General features: G+C 40.1%; 19 protein-coding genes. 14 read left to right on the top strand and 5 right to left on the bottom strand.

Annotated features, from left to right (window positions below):
- The first annotated feature begins 456 nt into the window (after positions 1–456).
- The 11 genes from MTCD1_RS03405 to MTCD1_RS03355 all read left to right on the top strand — a co-directional run bounded on the left by MTCD1_RS03405 (position 457) and on the right by MTCD1_RS03355 (position 11561).
- Positions 457–1062: a HutD/Ves family protein gene (locus MTCD1_RS03405; RefSeq protein WP_057179311.1), complete on the top strand. Its 606-nt coding sequence runs from the start codon at positions 457–459 to the stop codon at positions 1060–1062.
- Between the two features lie 53 nt (positions 1063–1115).
- A complete protein-coding gene (gene lexA / locus MTCD1_RS03400; RefSeq protein WP_057179310.1) occupies positions 1116–1751 on the top strand; it encodes a transcriptional repressor LexA in 636 nt (211 codons plus the stop codon).
- A gap of 926 nt (positions 1752–2677) precedes the next feature.
- Positions 2678–4183 (top strand): cytochrome c oxidase subunit II, encoded by a 1506-nt coding sequence (gene coxB, locus MTCD1_RS03395; RefSeq protein ID WP_231732940.1) that lies wholly within the window; start codon positions 2678–2680, stop codon positions 4181–4183.
- A gap of 10 nt (positions 4184–4193) precedes the next feature.
- A complete protein-coding gene (ctaD, locus tag MTCD1_RS03390) occupies positions 4194–5819 on the top strand; it encodes a cytochrome c oxidase subunit I (protein WP_057179309.1) in 1626 nt (541 codons plus the stop codon).
- Position 5820: 1 nt separating this feature from the next.
- Complete coding sequence (locus MTCD1_RS03385) at positions 5821–6384, top strand: cytochrome c oxidase assembly protein (RefSeq protein ID WP_057179308.1); 564 nt, start codon at positions 5821–5823, stop codon at positions 6382–6384.
- A gap of 24 nt (positions 6385–6408) precedes the next feature.
- On the top strand, positions 6409–7293 hold the full coding sequence (locus MTCD1_RS03380; RefSeq protein ID WP_057179307.1) for a cytochrome c oxidase subunit 3: 885 nt from the start codon (positions 6409–6411) through the stop codon (positions 7291–7293).
- Positions 7294–7304: 11 nt separating this feature from the next.
- Entirely contained in the window at positions 7305–8207 is a 903-nt protein-coding gene (locus MTCD1_RS03375) for an SURF1 family protein (protein WP_082606377.1), read from the top strand.
- Entirely contained in the window at positions 8200–8823 is a 624-nt protein-coding gene (locus MTCD1_RS03370) for a redox-active disulfide-containing membrane protein (protein WP_057179306.1), read from the top strand. The genes MTCD1_RS03375 and MTCD1_RS03370 overlap by 8 nt, the downstream gene beginning before the upstream one ends.
- Positions 8824–8827: 4 nt before the next feature.
- A complete protein-coding gene (locus MTCD1_RS03365; RefSeq protein ID WP_057179305.1) occupies positions 8828–9889 on the top strand; it encodes a COX15/CtaA family protein in 1062 nt (353 codons plus the stop codon).
- Positions 9890–9917: 28 nt separating this feature from the next.
- Positions 9918–10838 (top strand): heme o synthase, encoded by a 921-nt coding sequence (gene cyoE / locus MTCD1_RS03360; RefSeq protein ID WP_057179359.1) that lies wholly within the window; start codon positions 9918–9920, stop codon positions 10836–10838.
- Positions 10839–10895: 57 nt separating this feature from the next.
- A complete protein-coding gene (locus tag MTCD1_RS03355; RefSeq protein WP_057179304.1) occupies positions 10896–11561 on the top strand; it encodes an SCO family protein in 666 nt (221 codons plus the stop codon).
- A 49-nt stretch (positions 11562–11610) separates the two neighbouring features.
- Here MTCD1_RS03355 and MTCD1_RS03350 read toward each other — a convergent pair whose 3' ends face one another.
- Positions 11611–12684, bottom strand: coding sequence for a polysaccharide deacetylase family protein (locus tag MTCD1_RS03350; protein ID WP_057179303.1), 1074 nt, complete (start codon positions 12682–12684; stop codon positions 11611–11613).
- A 70-nt stretch (positions 12685–12754) separates the two neighbouring features.
- On the opposite strand from MTCD1_RS03350, the gene MTCD1_RS21145 reads away from it, so the two are divergent.
- The gene (locus MTCD1_RS21145; protein WP_157447779.1) at positions 12755–12931 is read left to right on the top strand and encodes a hypothetical protein; all 177 of its coding nucleotides are present in this window, start codon (positions 12755–12757) and stop codon (positions 12929–12931) included.
- A gap of 83 nt (positions 12932–13014) precedes the next feature.
- On the opposite strand, the gene MTCD1_RS03345 is transcribed toward MTCD1_RS21145, so the two are convergent.
- Genes MTCD1_RS03345 through nfuA form a run of 3 tightly spaced genes read right to left on the bottom strand, consistent with a single transcriptional unit; the run spans position 13015 to position 14241 of the window.
- Positions 13015–13371, bottom strand: coding sequence for a VanZ family protein (locus tag MTCD1_RS03345; protein ID WP_231732936.1), 357 nt, complete (start codon positions 13369–13371; stop codon positions 13015–13017).
- 27 nt (positions 13372–13398) lie between these two features.
- The gene (locus tag MTCD1_RS03340; protein WP_057179301.1) at positions 13399–13650 is read right to left on the bottom strand and encodes a hypothetical protein; all 252 of its coding nucleotides are present in this window, start codon (positions 13648–13650) and stop codon (positions 13399–13401) included.
- A 12-nt stretch (positions 13651–13662) separates the two neighbouring features.
- The gene (gene nfuA / locus MTCD1_RS03335; protein ID WP_057179300.1) at positions 13663–14241 is read right to left on the bottom strand and encodes a Fe-S biogenesis protein NfuA; all 579 of its coding nucleotides are present in this window, start codon (positions 14239–14241) and stop codon (positions 13663–13665) included.
- A gap of 173 nt (positions 14242–14414) precedes the next feature.
- Here nfuA and MTCD1_RS03330 point away from each other — a divergent pair, with 173 nt between their 5' ends.
- A complete protein-coding gene (locus MTCD1_RS03330; protein WP_057179299.1) occupies positions 14415–16991 on the top strand; it encodes a M14 family zinc carboxypeptidase in 2577 nt (858 codons plus the stop codon).
- An 11-nt stretch (positions 16992–17002) separates the two neighbouring features.
- Here MTCD1_RS03330 and MTCD1_RS03325 read toward each other — a convergent pair whose 3' ends face one another.
- Positions 17003–17764: a ComF family protein gene (locus MTCD1_RS03325; RefSeq protein WP_057179298.1), complete on the bottom strand. Its 762-nt coding sequence runs from the start codon at positions 17762–17764 to the stop codon at positions 17003–17005.
- Positions 17765–17835: 71 nt separating this feature from the next.
- Between MTCD1_RS03325 and bioH the strand changes: the two genes are divergently transcribed.
- Entirely contained in the window at positions 17836–18672 is an 837-nt protein-coding gene (gene bioH / locus MTCD1_RS03320) for a pimeloyl-ACP methyl ester esterase BioH (protein ID WP_057179297.1), read from the top strand.
- Positions 18673–18774 lie beyond the last annotated feature (102 nt).

Raw genomic sequence — 18774 nt, 5'->3', positions numbered from 1 at the left:
AGCAAATACTAATATAAAAACAAGATGATAAAATATTGCCAATAACTGAGCATATACCCGTTACCATTCAAGATGCATGTTTCAGAGTGCTTGAGCAATTTCAATTCAAGGCGCTGTGATGAAATAATGGTTGTTCAGGAGAATATACTCAGGATAATTGCTCCTGCATTATCCGTATAAGGTACTTCCTGTACCGTCTGCATTCTCTAATAAGCTGCATCCATGCAGCGTCATTATAAGTCACAGCAACGATGAAGTGATGTTGCTCAAACGCTTCTTCGATGGGTTTAACATGACTTTATACCGCGTTAAATAATGAAACCATAGAGTGACTATGCTGCAATTATTTGCCTTGCCTAAAGCCATATTAATTCCCACTGAAATCGAGAACTTTGAATGGTGACGGGTATAAGATAAAATAACTGCCCAACAGCAATTAGTCCTAAGGTAATACTAGTGATAACGTTAATCTCGCCAAATGAATTCAAAACAATCCCCTGGAAAAATGGTTTAGGTCACACCACAGAATTAGCCATTAGCGATGGTGGTAATTTAGATGATTTTGCTTGGCGGTTAAGTATCGCCAGCGTGGTAAATGACGGCGACTTTTCAAATTTTTCTGGTTATCAACGTAATTTAGTCTTAATCGAAGGTGCAGGTTTGACACTAGACCATCGTAATGGCGATGTAGATAAGTTAATACAATTACTGGATATAGCCCATTTTGATGGCGCCAATAAAACTCATGGTTCTTTGCTTAATGGCGGCATAAAAGACTTCAATATCATGACTAAACAAACAGCATTTTCAGCTGAGGTGAATTGCTATAGTGAGCGACAAAATGTCACCCTTGCCTTGCTAGCTGATAGCTTACTGTTTGCTTATAGCCTCACTGACACCATGATGGTTAACACCGCCGAAGGTAAAGATTGCACCGTGCCTGTTGGTCATCTAGTTAAGTTACAAGCAAAAAATTCTCCAGAAAATTCGCAGTTATTAAATGTCAGCATTAGCGGTAAGAATATGATTATTATGCAACTAAAAGTAAATGCTTGCCTTTAAAATAATCCTGTATATACTAACAGTAATACTGTGTAAATTTACAGGCTAATGCTATGATAAATTCAACAACCGAATTACGCCCGCTGACTAACCGCCAGAAGCAAATTTATGATTTAATCAAAGATAAAATCAAAGACACTGGCATGCCGCCAACTCGAGCCGAAATTGCTAAATTTTTTGGTTTTAAATCAGCAAATGCCGCTGAAGAGCACTTAAAAGCCTTAGCAAAAAAAGGCTATATTGAAATGCTTGCCGGCACTTCTCGTGGTATTCGCTTAGTTGAAGAGTTTTTAGAGCCCGAGGGTTTACCGCTTATTGGCCGTGTTGCTGCCGGTGAACCTATTTTGGCGCAAGAACATATTGAAGAGCATTATAAAATGGATGGCAATGTATTCCACCCAGCCGCTGATTATCTCTTACGTGTTAATGGCGAAAGCATGAAAGATATTGGTATTTTAGATGGTGATTTACTGGCGGTACATCAAACCACTGATGTACAAAATGGCCAAGTGATTGTTGCCCGAGTTGAAGACGAGGTCACGGTAAAACGTTATAAACGTGAAGGCAATATTGTTTATTTACATGCTGAAAATGCAGAGTTTTCGCCCATTAAAGTTGATCTAAGCAAGCAAGAGTTTCATATTGAAGGTATTGCCGTTGGTATCATCCGCAGTGGTAGTTGGATGTAAAATGCACAAAAACTAGGCAAGCTAGTGTGCTTAATCCCTAATATAACAAGCGCCATAATTACCCTTACCAATAATAGCATTGGCAGTAATTATGGTGCTTTTTTTTCTTCAAGCTAATAAATTTATTTTCCCCCTCGCTACTATTTTTTAATGCCCCTCTTATCTTTAACAAAGCTACTTCCCGTATAGCTCACACAGGCTTTAGAGCTATTACTCCATTGAATTGAATGACTTTTTTATAATTACTTAGCTATAAAATATTTGACCTCGATCGAATTTTAGCGTAATCCTATTAACAGTAACGCATATAAAACGAACATAAAAAGAATAAAAAGACGTCAATGTGCTAATACTGTCACACTAAATTTATAGTGCCATGCCAGATTACTCTTCACGTCAATAATTAACCTGATCTCGGGAGGAATACCCAAGGGTATTGTTTATTCGCCATCAATCGTTCACCATCGCGAAACCGTGGCTAAACCGAGATATTGTTAGTTTAAAAATAATAATTAATACCAACAAGATTAAGTAAGTGATCACTTAGCGAGAATTAAAAGGCTTAGAGGCAAGGCATTGATTGAAGAGAATGGTTATTCCCTTGTCAAAATCAATAACGCCGCATATATGCCTTTTAAACTCGCCCTTGGGGAGCTCATTAGCAAACTAATAACATCCCAAAATGAATAAAATATAGAATCCTATGTTTAAGTCATTTTGATTGTTCTAAGCTAGCTAATGAAGTTCTAAGTTGACCAGTTAATTATTCTTGTTGGTATAAACTACAGATATTCAGTTCAGTGGTTATGAAGTACTTTGCTGCACATCTGTTCTCTATGATTACCAAGAGGAGATGCCGTGTGGGGAAACATAAGCTAATTTGGCTAGTGTTGGTCAGCCTATTTACCAATTCAGCCTGGGCAGAAATGCAGTTAAACCTGACAAAAGGGGTTACTGCCGTTAGCAGAGATGTCTATGATTTACATATGCTGGTACTTTGGATTTGTACCGCAATTGGCGTAATAGTTTTTGGTGCAATGTTTTGGTCCATGGCTTTTCATCGAAAGTCTAAAGGGGCAAAAGCCGCTGACTTTCATGAAAGTACCAAGGTGGAAATATTATGGACGGCAATACCTATTGTTATTCTAATCGCCATGGCAGTACCAGCAACTACCACCTTAATCGCTATGGAAGACAACACTAATTCTGATGTTACCATTCAAATAACCGGCTCCCAATGGAAATGGCATTACAAATATTTTGATCAAGATATCGAATATTACTCTGTCCTGTCGACCCCACCCGAACAGTATCAAAACCAACAAGAAACTACTGCTATTAAGGGCGAGCACTATTTACTTGAAGTTGATAAACCTCTGGTGATACCCGCCAATAAAAAGGTGCGCTTTCTAATAACCTCAGATGATGTCATCCATTCTTGGTGGGTACCTGCTTTTGCCATTAAACAAGATGCTAACCCAGGCTTTATCAACGAGGCATGGACTAGGGTTGATGAACCCGGTATTTACCGCGGCCAATGTGCTGAGTTATGTGGTAAAGATCATGGTTTTATGCCCATAGTTGTGGAAGTAAAATCAGCAGAAGATTATGACATTTGGCTTAATGAACAACAGCAACGTATCGCCCAAGCAGCCAGTGCTGAACAAGCCTCGTTAACTACTGCCATGTCTAAAGCAGAGCTGATGCAATTAGGCAAAACAACTTACACCGCCTACTGCTCCGCATGTCATCAGCCATCTGGTTTAGGTTTACCGCCAGCCTTCCCGGCCCTAAAAGGCAGTCCAATAACTACCACAGGCACAATACAAGATCACATCAATATAGTGTTTAACGGTAAAACAGGCACGGGCATGCAAGCCTATGGCAAGCAATTAAGTTTAAAAGAGCTAGCTGCGGTGATCACTTATGAGCGTAATGCTTGGGGCAATAATACCGGTGATTTAGTGCAAGCATCTGATGTAAAGTCTGCTGTTGCCTCTTCTGTTGAAGGTAAAGCACAAGAGGCCACAGCATCATTAGCAATTGAAACTGCAGTTGAAGAAGCGGTAGAGATAATAACTGAAGAAGTACCAGTAGAGGATTTATCTAAAGTGTATAGCCATGATGAATTAATGACAATGGGCGAAAAAGTCTACTTAAAAGCTTGTGTTGCCTGTCATCAACCGACAGGGGCAGGCTTACCTCCGGCATTTCCTGCGCTTAAAGGCAGTGTGATTGCGACGGGAGATATTACTGTTCATTTAGATATGGTGATTAACGGTAGTAAGAAAAATGCTGCCATGACTGCTTTTGGTAGTCAATTAACCAAAACCGAAATAGCCGCAGTTGTGACTTATGAGCGTAATGCTTGGGGAAATAATACTGGTGATTTAGTACAACCTGCAGCTGTTGATGCTGCTAGTGCGAAGTAGGGGATATAAAATGACTACAGACGTTATAGAACAAGATTCGCACGACGAACATCATGTTGAGCATAAAATGACTGGCATAAAACGCTGGCTCTATACCACTAACCATAAAGATATCGGCACACTTTATTTATGGTTTTCTTTTATTATGTTTTTAACCGGCGGCGCCATGGCAATGGTGATCCGTGCTGAACTATTCCAGCCTGGTTTACAATTAGTTGAACCTGATTTTTTTAACCAATTAACCACAGTGCACGGTTTGATTATGGTGTTTGGCGCAATTATGCCCGCCTTTACCGGCTTTGCTAACTGGATGATACCTATGATGATAGGGGCGCCAGATATGGCACTGCCGCGCATGAATAACTGGAGTTTTTGGATTTTACCTTTTGCTTTTATCATTTTACTGAGTACATTTTTTATGGACAGCGGTGCACCCAATTTTGGTTGGACCTTCTACGCACCATTATCGACCACCTATTCTAACGGCAGTACTGCATTTTTCGTTTTTGCTATTCATATTATGGGGATATCTTCCATTATGGGGGCAATTAATATTGTTGTTACCATAATGAACATGCGTGCCCCAGGTATGACTTACATGAAAATGCCGTTATTTGTCTGGACTTTTTTCATTACTGCCTATTTATTGATTGCAGTTATGCCCGTACTCGCGGGTTTGGTCACCATGCTACTGACCGATACCTATTTCGGTACCAGCTTTTTTAATGCCGCTGGTGGTGGTGATCCGGTGATGTTTCAACATATTTTTTGGTTCTTTGGCCACCCGGAAGTGTATATCATGATATTGCCAGCCTTTGGCATTGTCTCCACCACTATCCCCACTTTTTCTCGAAAAAGATTATTCGGCTATAGCTCAATGGTTTATGCCACCTCATCCATTGCTTTACTGTCATTTATTGTTTGGGCACACCATATGTTCACCACCGGCATGCCATTATTTGGTGAGCTGTTCTTTATGTATTGCACCATGCTCATTGCGGTTCCAACGGGGGTGAAAGTCTTTAACTGGGTAGCAACCATGTGGCGCGGCTCATTAAGCTTTGAAACACCTATGCTGTTTTCCATCGCCTTTGTTATTTTATTCACCATAGGCGGTTTTTCAGGCTTGATGTTAGCCATGACCCCCGTTGATTTTCAATATCATGATACTTACTTTGTTGTTGCTCACTTTCATTATGTGCTGGTTACTGGCTCATTATTTTCAATTTATGCTGGTGCCTATTATTGGTTACCTAAATGGACCGGCCATATGTACAACGATACCTTAAGTAAATGGCACTTCTGGTGTTCCTTAATATCAGTAAATTTATTATTTTTCCCCATGCACTTTTTAGGTTTAGCGGGTATGCCGCGCAGAATTCCAGATTATGCCCTGCAATTTGCCGATTTTAATAAGTGGGTCAGCATTGGCGGTTTTGCCTTTGGTTTATCGCAATTGATTTTCTTAGTGGTAGTGATCAAATGTATTCGCGGTGGCGAAAAAGCAGCCGCCAAACCTTGGGAGGGTGCCGTAGGCTTAGAGTGGACAGTAGCCAGTCCAGCACCTTATCACACTTTTAGTACACCACCCTCGCAAAAAGACATAGACAATATCGAACCGCAGGGCATTAAATAATATGAATGATACCGAGCAAAACCAAGCGGCGACTGAAAGCCGCAATAACAACAGCAAGACGGTAAAGAAACTGCTACTTGTGGTACTTGCTATGTTTGGTTTTGGTTTTGCCCTGGTACCTTTATATGATGTTTTTTGTGATATTACCGGCTTAAATGGCAAAACGAATAAAACGGCTGTGGCTTATACCGCCACGACTATTGACAAGTCTCGTACCGTTACCGTGCAATTTATTACCCGCAATGCCCAAGGTATTCCATGGATATTTGAGCCTGTCATTAATGAAATAACTGTTCATCCAGGGGAAATTACTCTGGTTTCATTCTATGCAAAAAACAAAGCAAGTTATGACATGACCGCACAAGCCGTACCGTCAGTTTCACCTGGCTTAGCGGCAAATTATTTTCATAAAATTGAATGTTTTTGTTTTACTCAACAACCGCTCAGGGCCGCAGAGGAAGTTGAAATGACCTTGCAGTTTTATGTCGATGTAGAGTTACCCGAAGATATTAACACCTTAACTTTATCTTATACCTTGTATGACATAACAGAGAAGTCGTCATAGGGTTCACTGAAAAAGGGATAGAAAATGACTAACAAAGCATACGAAAGTTATTACGTACCCAGCCAAAGCCACTGGCCAATCATGGGTGCGGTGGCACTCTTTATGATTGCCTTTGGCGCGGGAAACTTTGTCACTGATTTAGCAAATGAAGAGAGTGGTTACGGTGGCTATTTACTGCTAGCAGGCATAGCCTTGGTTATTTATATGCTAGTGGGTTGGTTTAGTGATGTCATTAATGAATCGTTAACGGGTAAATACTCACATCAGATGGATAATTCATTCCGCCAAGGTATGAGTTGGTTTATCTTCTCTGAAGTGATGTTTTTTGCGGCTTTTTTTGGTGCCTTACTCTATTTACGCGTATTTTCAGTACCCTGGCTTGGTGGCGCTGGCAATAATGTCGCAACTGGCGCGGTCCTTTGGCCTGACTTTATTGCGACTTGGCCGTTAATAAAAACCCCTGATGGCACCACCACTACGGCGATGGGCTGGTTTGGCTTACCGTTAATTAACACGGTTTTACTATTAACCTCTTCAGTTACTGCCCACTTTGCTCATAATGCATTAATCAAAAATAATCGCAGTGCTTTAAAAAAGTGGCTTGGCCTAACCATACTACTAGGCTTGGCTTTTATCTCTTTTCAAATTCTAGAATACGCGCATGGCTATTCTGAAGAAATGCGCCTATTTCTAGATAGCGGTGTCTATGGCAACACTTTTTACTTATTGACTGGCTTTCACGGTATGCATGTCACCTTGGGCTGTATCATGCTGATAATTATGTGGTGCAGAGTATTAAAAGGTCATTTTACCCCTGATAACCATTTTGCTTTTCAAGCAGCAAGTTGGTATTGGCATTTTGTCGATGTGGTTTGGCTAATACTTTTTGTTTTTGTCTATATTTTATAAGGTCTGACTTTTTGCAGTATGTCGATACCCAAGTAAAAATATCAACTAAATCAGTAGTAAGAAACGCCCTTTGGTTAGGGTTCACGCTTATTGTCTTTGTCGGTTTGGTTAAACTATCTTTCTGGCAGTATGACCGTGGCTTAGAGAAAGAGCGGCGCGCTGCCCGTATTACGCAACTTAATCAGCAATCGCCACTAACCCTTAAAGAAATAGTCAGACTCTCTAAGGAAAAGCAATTCACCGGTAAAGAAAGTATTAACGATTTTCCCGTCACGATTAACGGCCAGTTTAACGAAAACTATATCTTTTTACTCGATAATCAAGTGGAAAAGACTTCTTTAGGCTATCGAGTATTACAAGTTGTCGAAACAGCAACTCATGCAGTATTAGTTAATCTAGGCTGGGTACAAGGTTCAATTGATCGCAGTATACTGCCTGAAGTAATCCCTTTGCAGGGGCACTATACGTTTAAAGGACATGTACGCATTGTCGAGCAAGGCATAATGCTGGCCGAGCAAGACTTTACTCAAGCCAGTTGGCCATTGCGGGTACAACAAATTGAATTAGCTAAATTTTCCACCTTGATAAATAAAGCACAGTTAAACAAAGTACGGTTAAATAAGCCACTGCTACCCTTTGTCATCTATGTGGACCAAGAAGAAAACCTTGGCTATAAAAAGAACTGGCACCCTATAGTGATGCCAGCTGAAAAACATTTCGGCTACGCCTTTCAATGGGCAACCTTAGCTATTGCTTGGCTAATATTGATGATTTGTTTGCGCATCAATACAGCAAAGCTTGCCGGTCGTCATCCGTCACATTCAGCTCAATCTTGCGCCGATATCCCAGCGGAAAATACTGACATTAATACTCTCAATAATAACAACAAGCATAAGGCGGTAAAATATGACTAAGTCAAACAAGCAGCTAGATGCAAATAATAGCAATACGCTAAGCAGTAGCAATAAACCAGAGCATGCTGCAAATAATAAAAATCGCCGCAGCTTACTATTGTTAATCACGGTTTTTATCTTGCCGATATTATTAGCTAAATTAGCCTTAGACAATCAGTGGCTAGACTTAGGCGTAACCAATGAAGGTAGGTTATTAACACAGCCGTTAACACTGACTGACTTAGGCATTAAGGAACAAAAATTTGGCCAACAATGGCTTATTATTTATCGACTACCTAAGCAATGTGCTGATATATGTTTGCATAGCATTGAAATTGTGCACAACAGTTATGTCACTTTAGGAAAAGATATGCCAAGGGTCACACCGGTATTACTGCAAGAAAATATATTTACCGCCCAGCAAAGTGAACGGCTTGCCAAGAGCCAATGGCAAATACTTGCCTTAACAGCGCAAATGAAAAACTTGCTACACGAGCCACAAGTGCTGATTGCCGATCCTCTAGGCAACATTATTTTAAGCCATCAGCTGCCAGAGCATGAGCAGCAGCAAACGTCTTTTGGTAAGGCTATTATCAATGATATGAAAAAACTTTTGAAATATTCCAAGGTGGGTTAACTAAATGACAGAGCAGAGTAAAAACAAGCAAACACTGCGTCGTTTAGTACTGACCAGTTTATTATTAGCCATTGTGGTGATTGGTTTAGGTGCTTATACACGCTTAACTCATGCTGGCTTAGGTTGCCCAGACTGGCCAACGTGTTATGGCTTGCTTGCTGTACCAGAAACCAGTTTACAAATTGCCGTGGCCGAGCAAGCGTTTCCACAAAGCACGGTCGAGCCGACTAAAGCCTGGAATGAAATGATCCACCGCTATTTTGCCGGCAGCCTTGGTTTACTTATTGCTGCTATTGCCTTTTGTTCAATTAAATTACGCGTTGCAACGCGATCCAGCGTTAGGTCTCCCGTATTGCTGCCGTTACTTATTTTAGGCATTGTTATCTTGCAAGCCGCTCTCGGTATGTGGACAGTAACATTGAAATTAATGCCCGTGGTGGTACTGGCGCATTTACTCGGTGGTTTTACCACCTTATGTTTGCTATTTTTATTATATTTGCGCCTTAATGCCAAGGGAGTAAGTGCGCAAGGGGCTACTTTAGTAGATTTTCAACTTAAAAAATATAGCCGCTATGCTCTACTCGGCATTACTATTTTAACGGCGCAAATTGCCTTAGGTGGTTGGACTTCCTCAAACTATGCGGCATTGAGCTGCGTAGAGTTGCCTATTTGTCAGGGGAATTGGCTAGCGGATTTAAGCTTTGAGCAGTCATTTGACCTAATTCCCCCCAAACAAGAAAGCTATGAGTTTGGTCACCTAGCGCATAATGAACGAGTGACTATCCATGTGAGTCATCGCTTTGGCGCCATCATTACCGGCGTGTTTCTCGCTTGGTTAGCCATCGTGGTTTTTCTCAAAGCGAAGACTCATGCGATCAAAAACGCCGCCATGGTTTTACTTAGTTTATTAGTTATTCAAATCAGTTTGGGGGTGAGTAATATTTGGTTTTCGTTGCCACTTAAGATTGCGGTAGCGCACAACTTAGTTGCCGCCTGTTTAATGCTGAGTTTGATCACCTTAGCTTATAGGTTAAGACAAAATTCCAAGGAGTCGTTCTATGAATAAGGCCATGAATAAAACTATTAATAATACTATGTCCTCGCCAATTGCTAACAACAATTATAATTTTTCCATGAATCATATCTTTACTAATTGGCGTGCCTATTATGATATAACCAAGCCTAAAGTCGTCGCCTTGCTGGTACTAACCGCCTTAGTGGGGATGAGTTTATCGGTTCCCGGCGGTTTACCTTGGCAAGTGCTACTACCCGCTATGTTAGGTATTGCTTTATTATCTTCAGCGGCAGCAGCGATCAACCATATTGTTGATGAAAGAATTGATACCATTATGGGCAGAACTCATAATAGACCGTTGCCAGAGGGTAGAATTAGCGTCACTAATGCCATTGTTTTTGCCATTAGCATAGCCTTACTCGGTTTTATTATTCTTTATAGCTTAGTCAATCCACTGACTGCTTTTTTGACATTTTCCGGCTTAGTTGGCTACAGCTTTGTCTATACCATGTATTTAAAGCGAGCAACGCCACAAAATATCACTATCGGCGGATTAGCCGGAGCTATCCCACCTTTACTGGGTTGGACAGCAATGACCAATGAAGTAGCGCCTAACGCCTTACTATTAGTGTTAATTATTTTCACCTGGACACCGCCACACTTTTGGGCATTAGCCATTCACCGTAAAGATGATTATGCCAAAGTGAACATTCCCATGTTACCGGTCACCCATGGTGTCAGTTTTACCAAAACGCAAATACTGCTATATACCATCTTACTCTTTGTGGTTTGTTTATTACCCTATTTAGTTGGCATGAGTAATTGGTTCTACTTAATAGGAGCCTGTAGCTTGAATTTAATCTTTATGGGCTATGCGTGGCAACTCAAGTTTCATGCTAACGAAGGTACAGCCATGGCCACCTTTAAATTCTCCATCGTACATTTAATGCTGCTGTTCATTATTTTGCTCATCGATCATTATTGGCTACCCATGAGTTAATCTGAATAACTGCATAACCATATTAGTAAAATGACACAAAATAATAGAGTATCGATAATGAATAAAGCTATCTATGGCATTATTGCCTTACTATCAATTAGTGCTGGTGCGGTTGGTTTTCATCTTATTAAGCAAACAAAAACATTGCCTGCAGCTGAATTTGCCTTGCATTATCAGCAAGCACGGCCAATATCCGCTTTTACCTTCACCGATGAATCAGGACAGTCTTTTAATAACAGCCAATTACAGGGCAAATGGTCGCTGGTGTTTTTCGGTTATACTTCTTGCCCAGATGTTTGCCCAATAACCTTGCAAAACCTCAATTTCATTTATGAGGATTTAATGGCTATTGCCAGCAATAGCCAAGTGTTATTAGTCTCCGTTGATCCTAAAAGAGATACTCAGGAAAAGCTCGCGCAATACATTGCTTATTTTAATGCTGACTTTAAAGCGCTGCGTGCAGAGCACGATGTACTTTTTCCGTTTGCTCGAAATTTAGGCATGATGTATGCCATCACTAGTAAAGAGTCAAGTAAAGACGGGGCTGAGGAGACGGATGAAAGCTACTGGGTTGATCACAGTGCATCACTAGTATTAATCAATCCAGCAGGAAAAGTAGCGGCAATATTTAAAGCTGAACAAGTAATTGGTGAAGTGCCCACTATCAATAATGACAAGCTATTAAGCGACTACCAAAAAATAGTCGCTTTATATCAACAATAATTTTGAATGGTAACGGGTATAAATAACTGAGCGAAATTATTCTGCTCTATTATAGATGATACCAGCTGCCATCAGCTTTTAAGATAAACCATGGCTTTGAGTACCAGTAGTAACGTCCTGGTTTACTAATACTGGCGGCAGTGCAGTTAGCTCTAACCCTACCTACGGGTAGGTCTTGAGTGAAATTAATAGTAAAACTATGATCATCATGCCAAGTAATTTTTTGTTTACCTAAACCGGAAATATAACAATTTAACGCCGATTTATAGAAGTCTTCACTGTCAATCGAGAAAGTAATACTTTTAGCTTCTTGGTACTTAAAGATTGTTTCGGCTTGATCACCTGTTAAACTAATATTAAACGCCAATGAGTTGAGCTTGTCACGTAAGCCAGAAAGTTTATCGTAGGGTTTAGAAGCAGGAAAACGTGGTACGCTGGTTAAGTCTGTTGATAGATCGATAGCACCTGATTGCTGAGAAAAAGCGACAAAATCATTGGCTTTTGCCCAAGCTTGCACTGCCACATCATATTCACCATAAGGGTAAGCAAAATATCGCCAGCTTTGCCCGGTGTTTTCTTCAATAATAGTTTCCGCTTTTAATAATAATTCTGTTTGTTGACTTAGCCATTGTGCTTGCGTAACACCCTCGGTCATACGCAGCATTGAATCATGTTCATAACCATGATTGGCAATAATCACCCCTTCATCAGACAGCGATTTTAGTTGAAGCCATGATAAATAAGGTGAGGCTTTATTGTTTTCATGGCGATTAATAATACCTGGGTTAACATAAATGGTATACGGAAAAGCAAACTTATCTAACAGCGGTTTTGCCTGAGTTAAGACATCAATATAAGCATCATCAAAAGTGATGGCAACACTTTTATCTGGCAAGGCTTGCTGATTTTTAATGCTTTCAATTAACTCGGATAAAGGCAACACTTTAAAATTATTATCTTTAAGGTACTGTAAATGGACTTCAAACTGCTTTGGCGAAATACTAGTGCTTGCTGGGGTGCTATCACTAACATGATGGTATTGTAAAATAACCGCTGCTTGACTGCTGAGCGCAACGCTCAATAATAATGAAACTGAACATAGTGTCCGCCACATATATTTCATGGTATATACCCTTAAAAATCAGATGAGATAACGTCTTGTCTGTAAACCACTAGCACTTTAGGGTATTTCTTTGTTTAAAACTAGCCATTTAAAGCAACACCAGCGCTTATTTTATCTAGCATTACCGATGATTTCATCAAATATTAGTCCCCTTGCTTGGCTTAGCCGACACGGTAATATTGCCCATCCCGAGCATGCTAACTATTTAGCTGCTAGCACCCTAGCTGCCATGCTCATACCTCAGTAGTTTGCTTATGGCTTTTATGTATGTCGACGACGGGCTTATGTGCACTATGAATCAAGCAAGTGTACTCTTTATCTGAACAAGTGTTACTTGCTAGAGCCAGAGAAGAAGTGAGTAATAATTTTTGCCAGTATCGTGCCACAAGCTAAACCCATCACATTGGCTAGCATATCAAGCCATTCACCATAGCGATTAACATAGGGCTGAATCAACTCAATAGCACCACTAAAAGCAGCGAAGCCTAGGGCAATCCACAACCAGTGTTTAGGTTTTCGTAATGCTAGCGGCAAGATTAAAGCGCCATAGGATATAAAGTGATGGCTTTTATCGCTACCCGGGACCTGGGGTAAATATTCGGCTGGCCATAAAGATAACGTTGCAATGGCAGTAAGTAAAAAAAGCGTAATGATAAACCAATAGTGTTTTATCAAATTAATCATCATGTTCATTTAGCGTGTCTGTTTGTTAGGTTATTGTTTGTTAATAGGGCGAGTGCGATAAATGATATTTAACCAACGATTGGCAAACATACCTAGATAACCCCAGGCCGAAATTAAGCACGCAATACTAAGTATCACCATGCCGATCACTTGCCAAAGGTGATGATAAAAGTAGCCTAAACCAACAAAAAGTAATCCGATAACAAAAAGGCCAAGACCACTTAAGAATAGTGTTAAACTGCGCTGTGGATTTTGACCTAGTTTTTCTAATAATTTAATCATATAAATTAAAGATTAGTAATATGAGTGATCACCACGTTTATGATCAGTTGCATCTTTAACGCCTTTAATTTCATCACCCATTAATTCTATTAATTGCTTTTCAATGCCCTCTTTTACTGTGACATCAATTTGTGCACAACCATTACAGCCACCGCCAAATTGCAAGACAGCATAACCATCATCGGTAATTTCAACTAAGGTACATTCGCCGCCATGACCCGCTAACTGAGGGTTAACCTCGGCTTGCAAAAAGTAATGCACACGTTCAAATAAGGGTGCATCATCGGCAACTTTACGTAACTTAGCGTTAGGCGCTTTCAAGGTAAGCTGTGAACCCATTTGATCCGTAGTAAAATCAATCTCAGCGTCTACTAAAAAGCCTTTACTATCGGCATCAACCATTGCTGAAAAGCCGTCAAAAGGGAGTTCAATATCATCGTCTTCCATCGCATCAGGAGGGCAATATGAAACGCCACACTCAGCTTTCGCTGTACCTGGATTAACGACAAAAACACGAATTCGTGTACCTTCAGCTTGTTGCGAAAGTAAATTAATAAAATGCTTTTGCGCATTTTCTGAAATACTGATCATTATCTTAACTCTCTTTGCTCTCGGATACTCTTCCAGTTTTATCAATCAACAGTGAAAAGTACCTGACTGTTTTACTCAAGTATGGTCATTTTACTCTGCTATTTAGTTATGTGCTAATGATTTTTACGCTTTTGTTTGCTACTTTAGAGCAGTCTTAACAAGGGGCCACATAGATGCTACTTATACGAATTCTAATTATCTCATTCACCTTACTCTGCTCTACTTGGCTAAATGCCATGCCAGTACAAGATTACTTACCCACAGGTATTCAGTTTAATAGTAAAATCCCCTTACCCAGTAGCACGTTAGGCTTTGAAATTGGTCAACGACATATCAGGCATGATCAACTAAGTAACTACTTCTATACACTAGCGCATAACTCAGCACGGGTGGCTATTACCTCGATGGGAAAAACGGCTCAGCAACGTGAGCAATTGCTGGTGACCATTTCTAGCCCCAAAAATCTAGCTAACTTAGCCAATATACTTAGTGAGCGCGACATTTTTTCTCAAAATAAAAATCGACTTGTTCAGCAAAAGTCCGACAATGCCCCCTTAGTTATCTGGCTCGGTTATAGTGTACATGGTGATGAAATAAGTGGTGCTAATGCCGCCATGATAGTTGCCTATTATTTGGCGGCTAATGACGATGCAAAAATGACTGAATTACTGGCCAATACCATTATCGTCTTAGAGCCGAGTATTAACCCCGATGGTATGGATAGGTTTGTTAATTGGGTTAACACTTACCGTAACTCCACTGACAATAGCGACGCAAATCATATTGAACATCACCAAGGCTGGATTACTGGACGAACTAATCATTTTTGGTTTGATTTAAATCGCGACTGGTTATTACTTTCTCAACAAGAAAGCCAACACAGATTAAAGTACTTTCACCAATATCAACCTCATGTTGTCGGTGATTTTCACGAAATGTCTGCCAACAGTAGTTACTTTTTTCAGCCGGGCATTCAAAGCCGTACTCATCCACTGACACCAAAAAGAAATGTCGAATTAACCACAACACTAGCAAGCTTTCATGCGGCAGCGTTAGATAAGCAACAGCGCCTTTATTATAGTGAAGAGAATTTTGATGACTTCTACTACGGCAAAGGCTCAACCTATCCAGATATTAATGGCAGTATTGGCGTTTTATTCGAGCAAGCCAGTGCTAGGGGAATGCAGCAACAGACGATAAATGGCTTACTGACGTTAGAGTTTAGTATAGAAAACCACGTGACCACCTCGCTTTCAACTATCCAAGGTGCTTGGGAAAATCGCCAGCAACTAAAGCAATACCGTAGTGATTTTTATCAACAAAGTATAAAGTTGGCCAAACAAGAAGATTTTTCCGGCTACTTATTACACGAAAATAAAGATAGCTATCGCCTCAATGCATTGTTATCAACACTCGCTCAGCATAAAATTAGAGTTTACCCGCTTACTGCTGATTTTAAATTTAAAGATAAAAAATATCAAAAAAGTTATAGCTATTATATACCTCTTGCCCAGCCACAATTTCGCCTGATTCAAGCGTTGTTTAATCGACAAACTAATTTTAAAGATAATACTTTTTATGATGTTTCCGGCTGGACTATGCCTTTGGCAATGAATATTGCAGCTATTCAAATAAACCGGACACGTGGACTAAAACTGGCGCAGCAAGCTTGGTCTAAGCCGCCAGCCTTTATCTCAAATAATATCAGCAAGTCAGCCTATGGCTATGTCTTCGAATGGCATCACTTTTTAGCGCCGAAATTACTCAATGAGCTACTAAACAATAATATCAAAGCGAGAGTGGCCACTAAGCCTTTTTCTAGCATGATTAATGGCAAAACAAAGCACTTTAATGCCGGCAGTATCGTGGTGCCCGCTGGCATCCAACAAAATCAAGACTGGCAAAGCCTATTAATTGCTGCCAGTAATAGCGCAGGTATCACCTTAGACAGTATTAACACAGGTTTGACCCTGAAAGGCATTGATATTGGCAGTAGCTCATTAAAGCCAATCAGTAAGGCTAAAACACTATTAATAGGCGGAATGGGTATCTCTCAATATGAAGCTGGTGAAGTGCGCTTTTACCTTGATGAGACACTAAATATTCCTCTGTCAATTATCGATCATAGCAGGTTAAAACGTGTAGATTTATCAACTTATAGTCATATTATTCTTGTTGATGGTAATTATCAGTATGTTACTGAACATACTGCGCAGCAATTAAAGCAATGGGTTGAACAAGGTGGCGTCATTATCGGCCAAAAACGTGCGGCCCAATGGTTAGCAAAACAAGAAATATTACGTACTAAATTTGTCACTAAAGAACAGATAGACCAGTTATTTGATAATGACAATCTCAGTTATCAAGATAAAGAAAAACTCGCTAGTCGCAAACGTATTGCTGGCGCTATCTTCCAAGTAGAATTAGATACTAGTCATCCACTAGCTTACGGTTATCAGCATAATTTACTGCCAGTATTTCGTAATAGCAATCTCATTATCGAGCACCCTCATCAACCGTTTGTCACGTTAGCGAAATATACCTCCTCACCACTACTCAGTGGTTATACCGACAAAAACTTAGTAAATCGATTAGCACATAACGCTGCCATTGTTGCGCACAACGTCGGTGAAGGTAGGGTCATTGCTACCACTGAGGTACTCGCTTTTAGAGGTTACTGGCATGGTAGCGCTAAATTACTCGCCAACAGCTTGTTTTTTAGTAAAATTTTTTCCACGCCTTATAAATAAGGACATTGTTGCTAATTGCTTTTAGGTAGGGTTAAACACACAGTTACTAAGGTGACGGTTTCAACACCTGCTTGTTTTAATAACTTACTAATTTCACTGACCGTGGTACCCGTGGTTACTACATCATCAATAATCAATACATGTTTGATATGGCTCGCCAATTTTCGCTGCAAAGCAAAAGTATTGGCTAAATTTTTTCGCCGTTGATGACCAGTTTTCCCCATTTGGCTAGTATTATTTTTAATGCGCACCACTAACTTAGCGTCATAAGGAAAAGTTAACTGCTTAGCAAAACACTTTGCTATCAGGTGGGCTTGGTTATAACCACGAAGCTGCCATTTTTTAATATGCAAAGGCACCGGTAGTACTAAATCCACAGGAGCTAACGCTTGGTGTTTTACCATGGCTTGCCACTGAGCACAGAGCAAGGCACTGAACAAATGCGCCAGCTCAAAACGACCTAGATATTTCATTTGTGCTAGCCATTTATTAAAGGGGTAAATATAAGGCGATAAGGCAAAAAGTTGTTCAAAATGAATGTTTGGTAAGGCATGATAAATAGCGGGCCAACTGAGTAAGTTACCCGCTACTAGCTGTTGATTAAAATAAGGTAAATCGTTGACACAGTTTTGACAAAGTAATGCTTGTGGCAGCGAGTAACCGAGTAAAAAGCTGTTATTGACATTTTCACCACACAGATCACAGCAACTAATACTTCTTAAGCTAGAAAGACAACACGCCTTAAGTTTTCTTAGCTCTAGCTGCCATGCCATCTTGCTTTCCTTTTGCTATCAAATGATATGATATACACTAGTACTTTTATATTTATAGTGCAGTAGTAAGCATGGCAAAAAGCTTAACATTTTCCACCTTCCCTCCTCAAAGTAGCCTTAATAACAATGCCATTCCTATTGTGTTAATTCATGGTTGGGGCTTAAACTCAGGCGTTTGGCAACCGCTGCTAAAATTATTCAGCGAAAATAAAAATAGTCACTACCAGTTAATCACCCTGGACTTGCCTGGCTTTGGTATCAATAGTGCTGTTGCTATAAAGCCCTACTCTTTAGCCAATATTTGCCATCATATTGAGCAAGTAATTGACCAACCCGCTATTTATCTTGGTTGGTCATTGGGCGGCTTAATTGCCACGCAAATGTCCATCAACTACCCAGAAAAAGTATTAGCCTTGATTACGGTTGCCAGCAGCCCATACTTTGTTGAACAAGAGCAAAATAACTGGCCGGGTATAAAGGCCAATGTACTGGATAGTTTTCATCATCAGCTAGCACAAGATACCGAGAAAACGATTAAAGCTTTCTTAAAAATTCAAGCCATGGGCAGCCCACATATTCGACAAGATTTAAAGCTAATCAGCAAGTTAGTTATGGCACATGCCCTGCCTAGCCAAGAAACGTTAGCCAATTCACTGGCCTTATTGAGTGACTGTGATCTACGCCAGCAATTAGCAAGTATCCAGCAACCTTTTCTAAGGTTATACGGGCAGAATGATAGCTTGGTACCTAAAACAGTGATCGAAAAAATCAGTCTTTTAGCCGTACATAGTGACTTACACGTATTTGACCATGCTTCCCATGCACCCTTTATTTCTCACCTTGATGATTTTTATCAGGTGTTATGCACTTGGCTAGCGTTACATTTCAATGCCAATAAGGCGAAATGAATAATACCGAAATAATAATACCGAAATAATAATGAGATAATGTCTTACCTGGTGGTAATTTCAGCTTTACTTTTTCGCCATTTAGATTAATAATTAACCAAT

This window comes from Colwellia marinimaniae, assembly GCF_002207865.1.
Lineage (GTDB): Bacteria > Pseudomonadota > Gammaproteobacteria > Enterobacterales > Alteromonadaceae > Colwellia > Colwellia marinimaniae.
The sequence above is the reverse complement of the archived record's forward strand: the minus strand, read 5'-3'. Positions and strand labels throughout refer to the sequence as shown.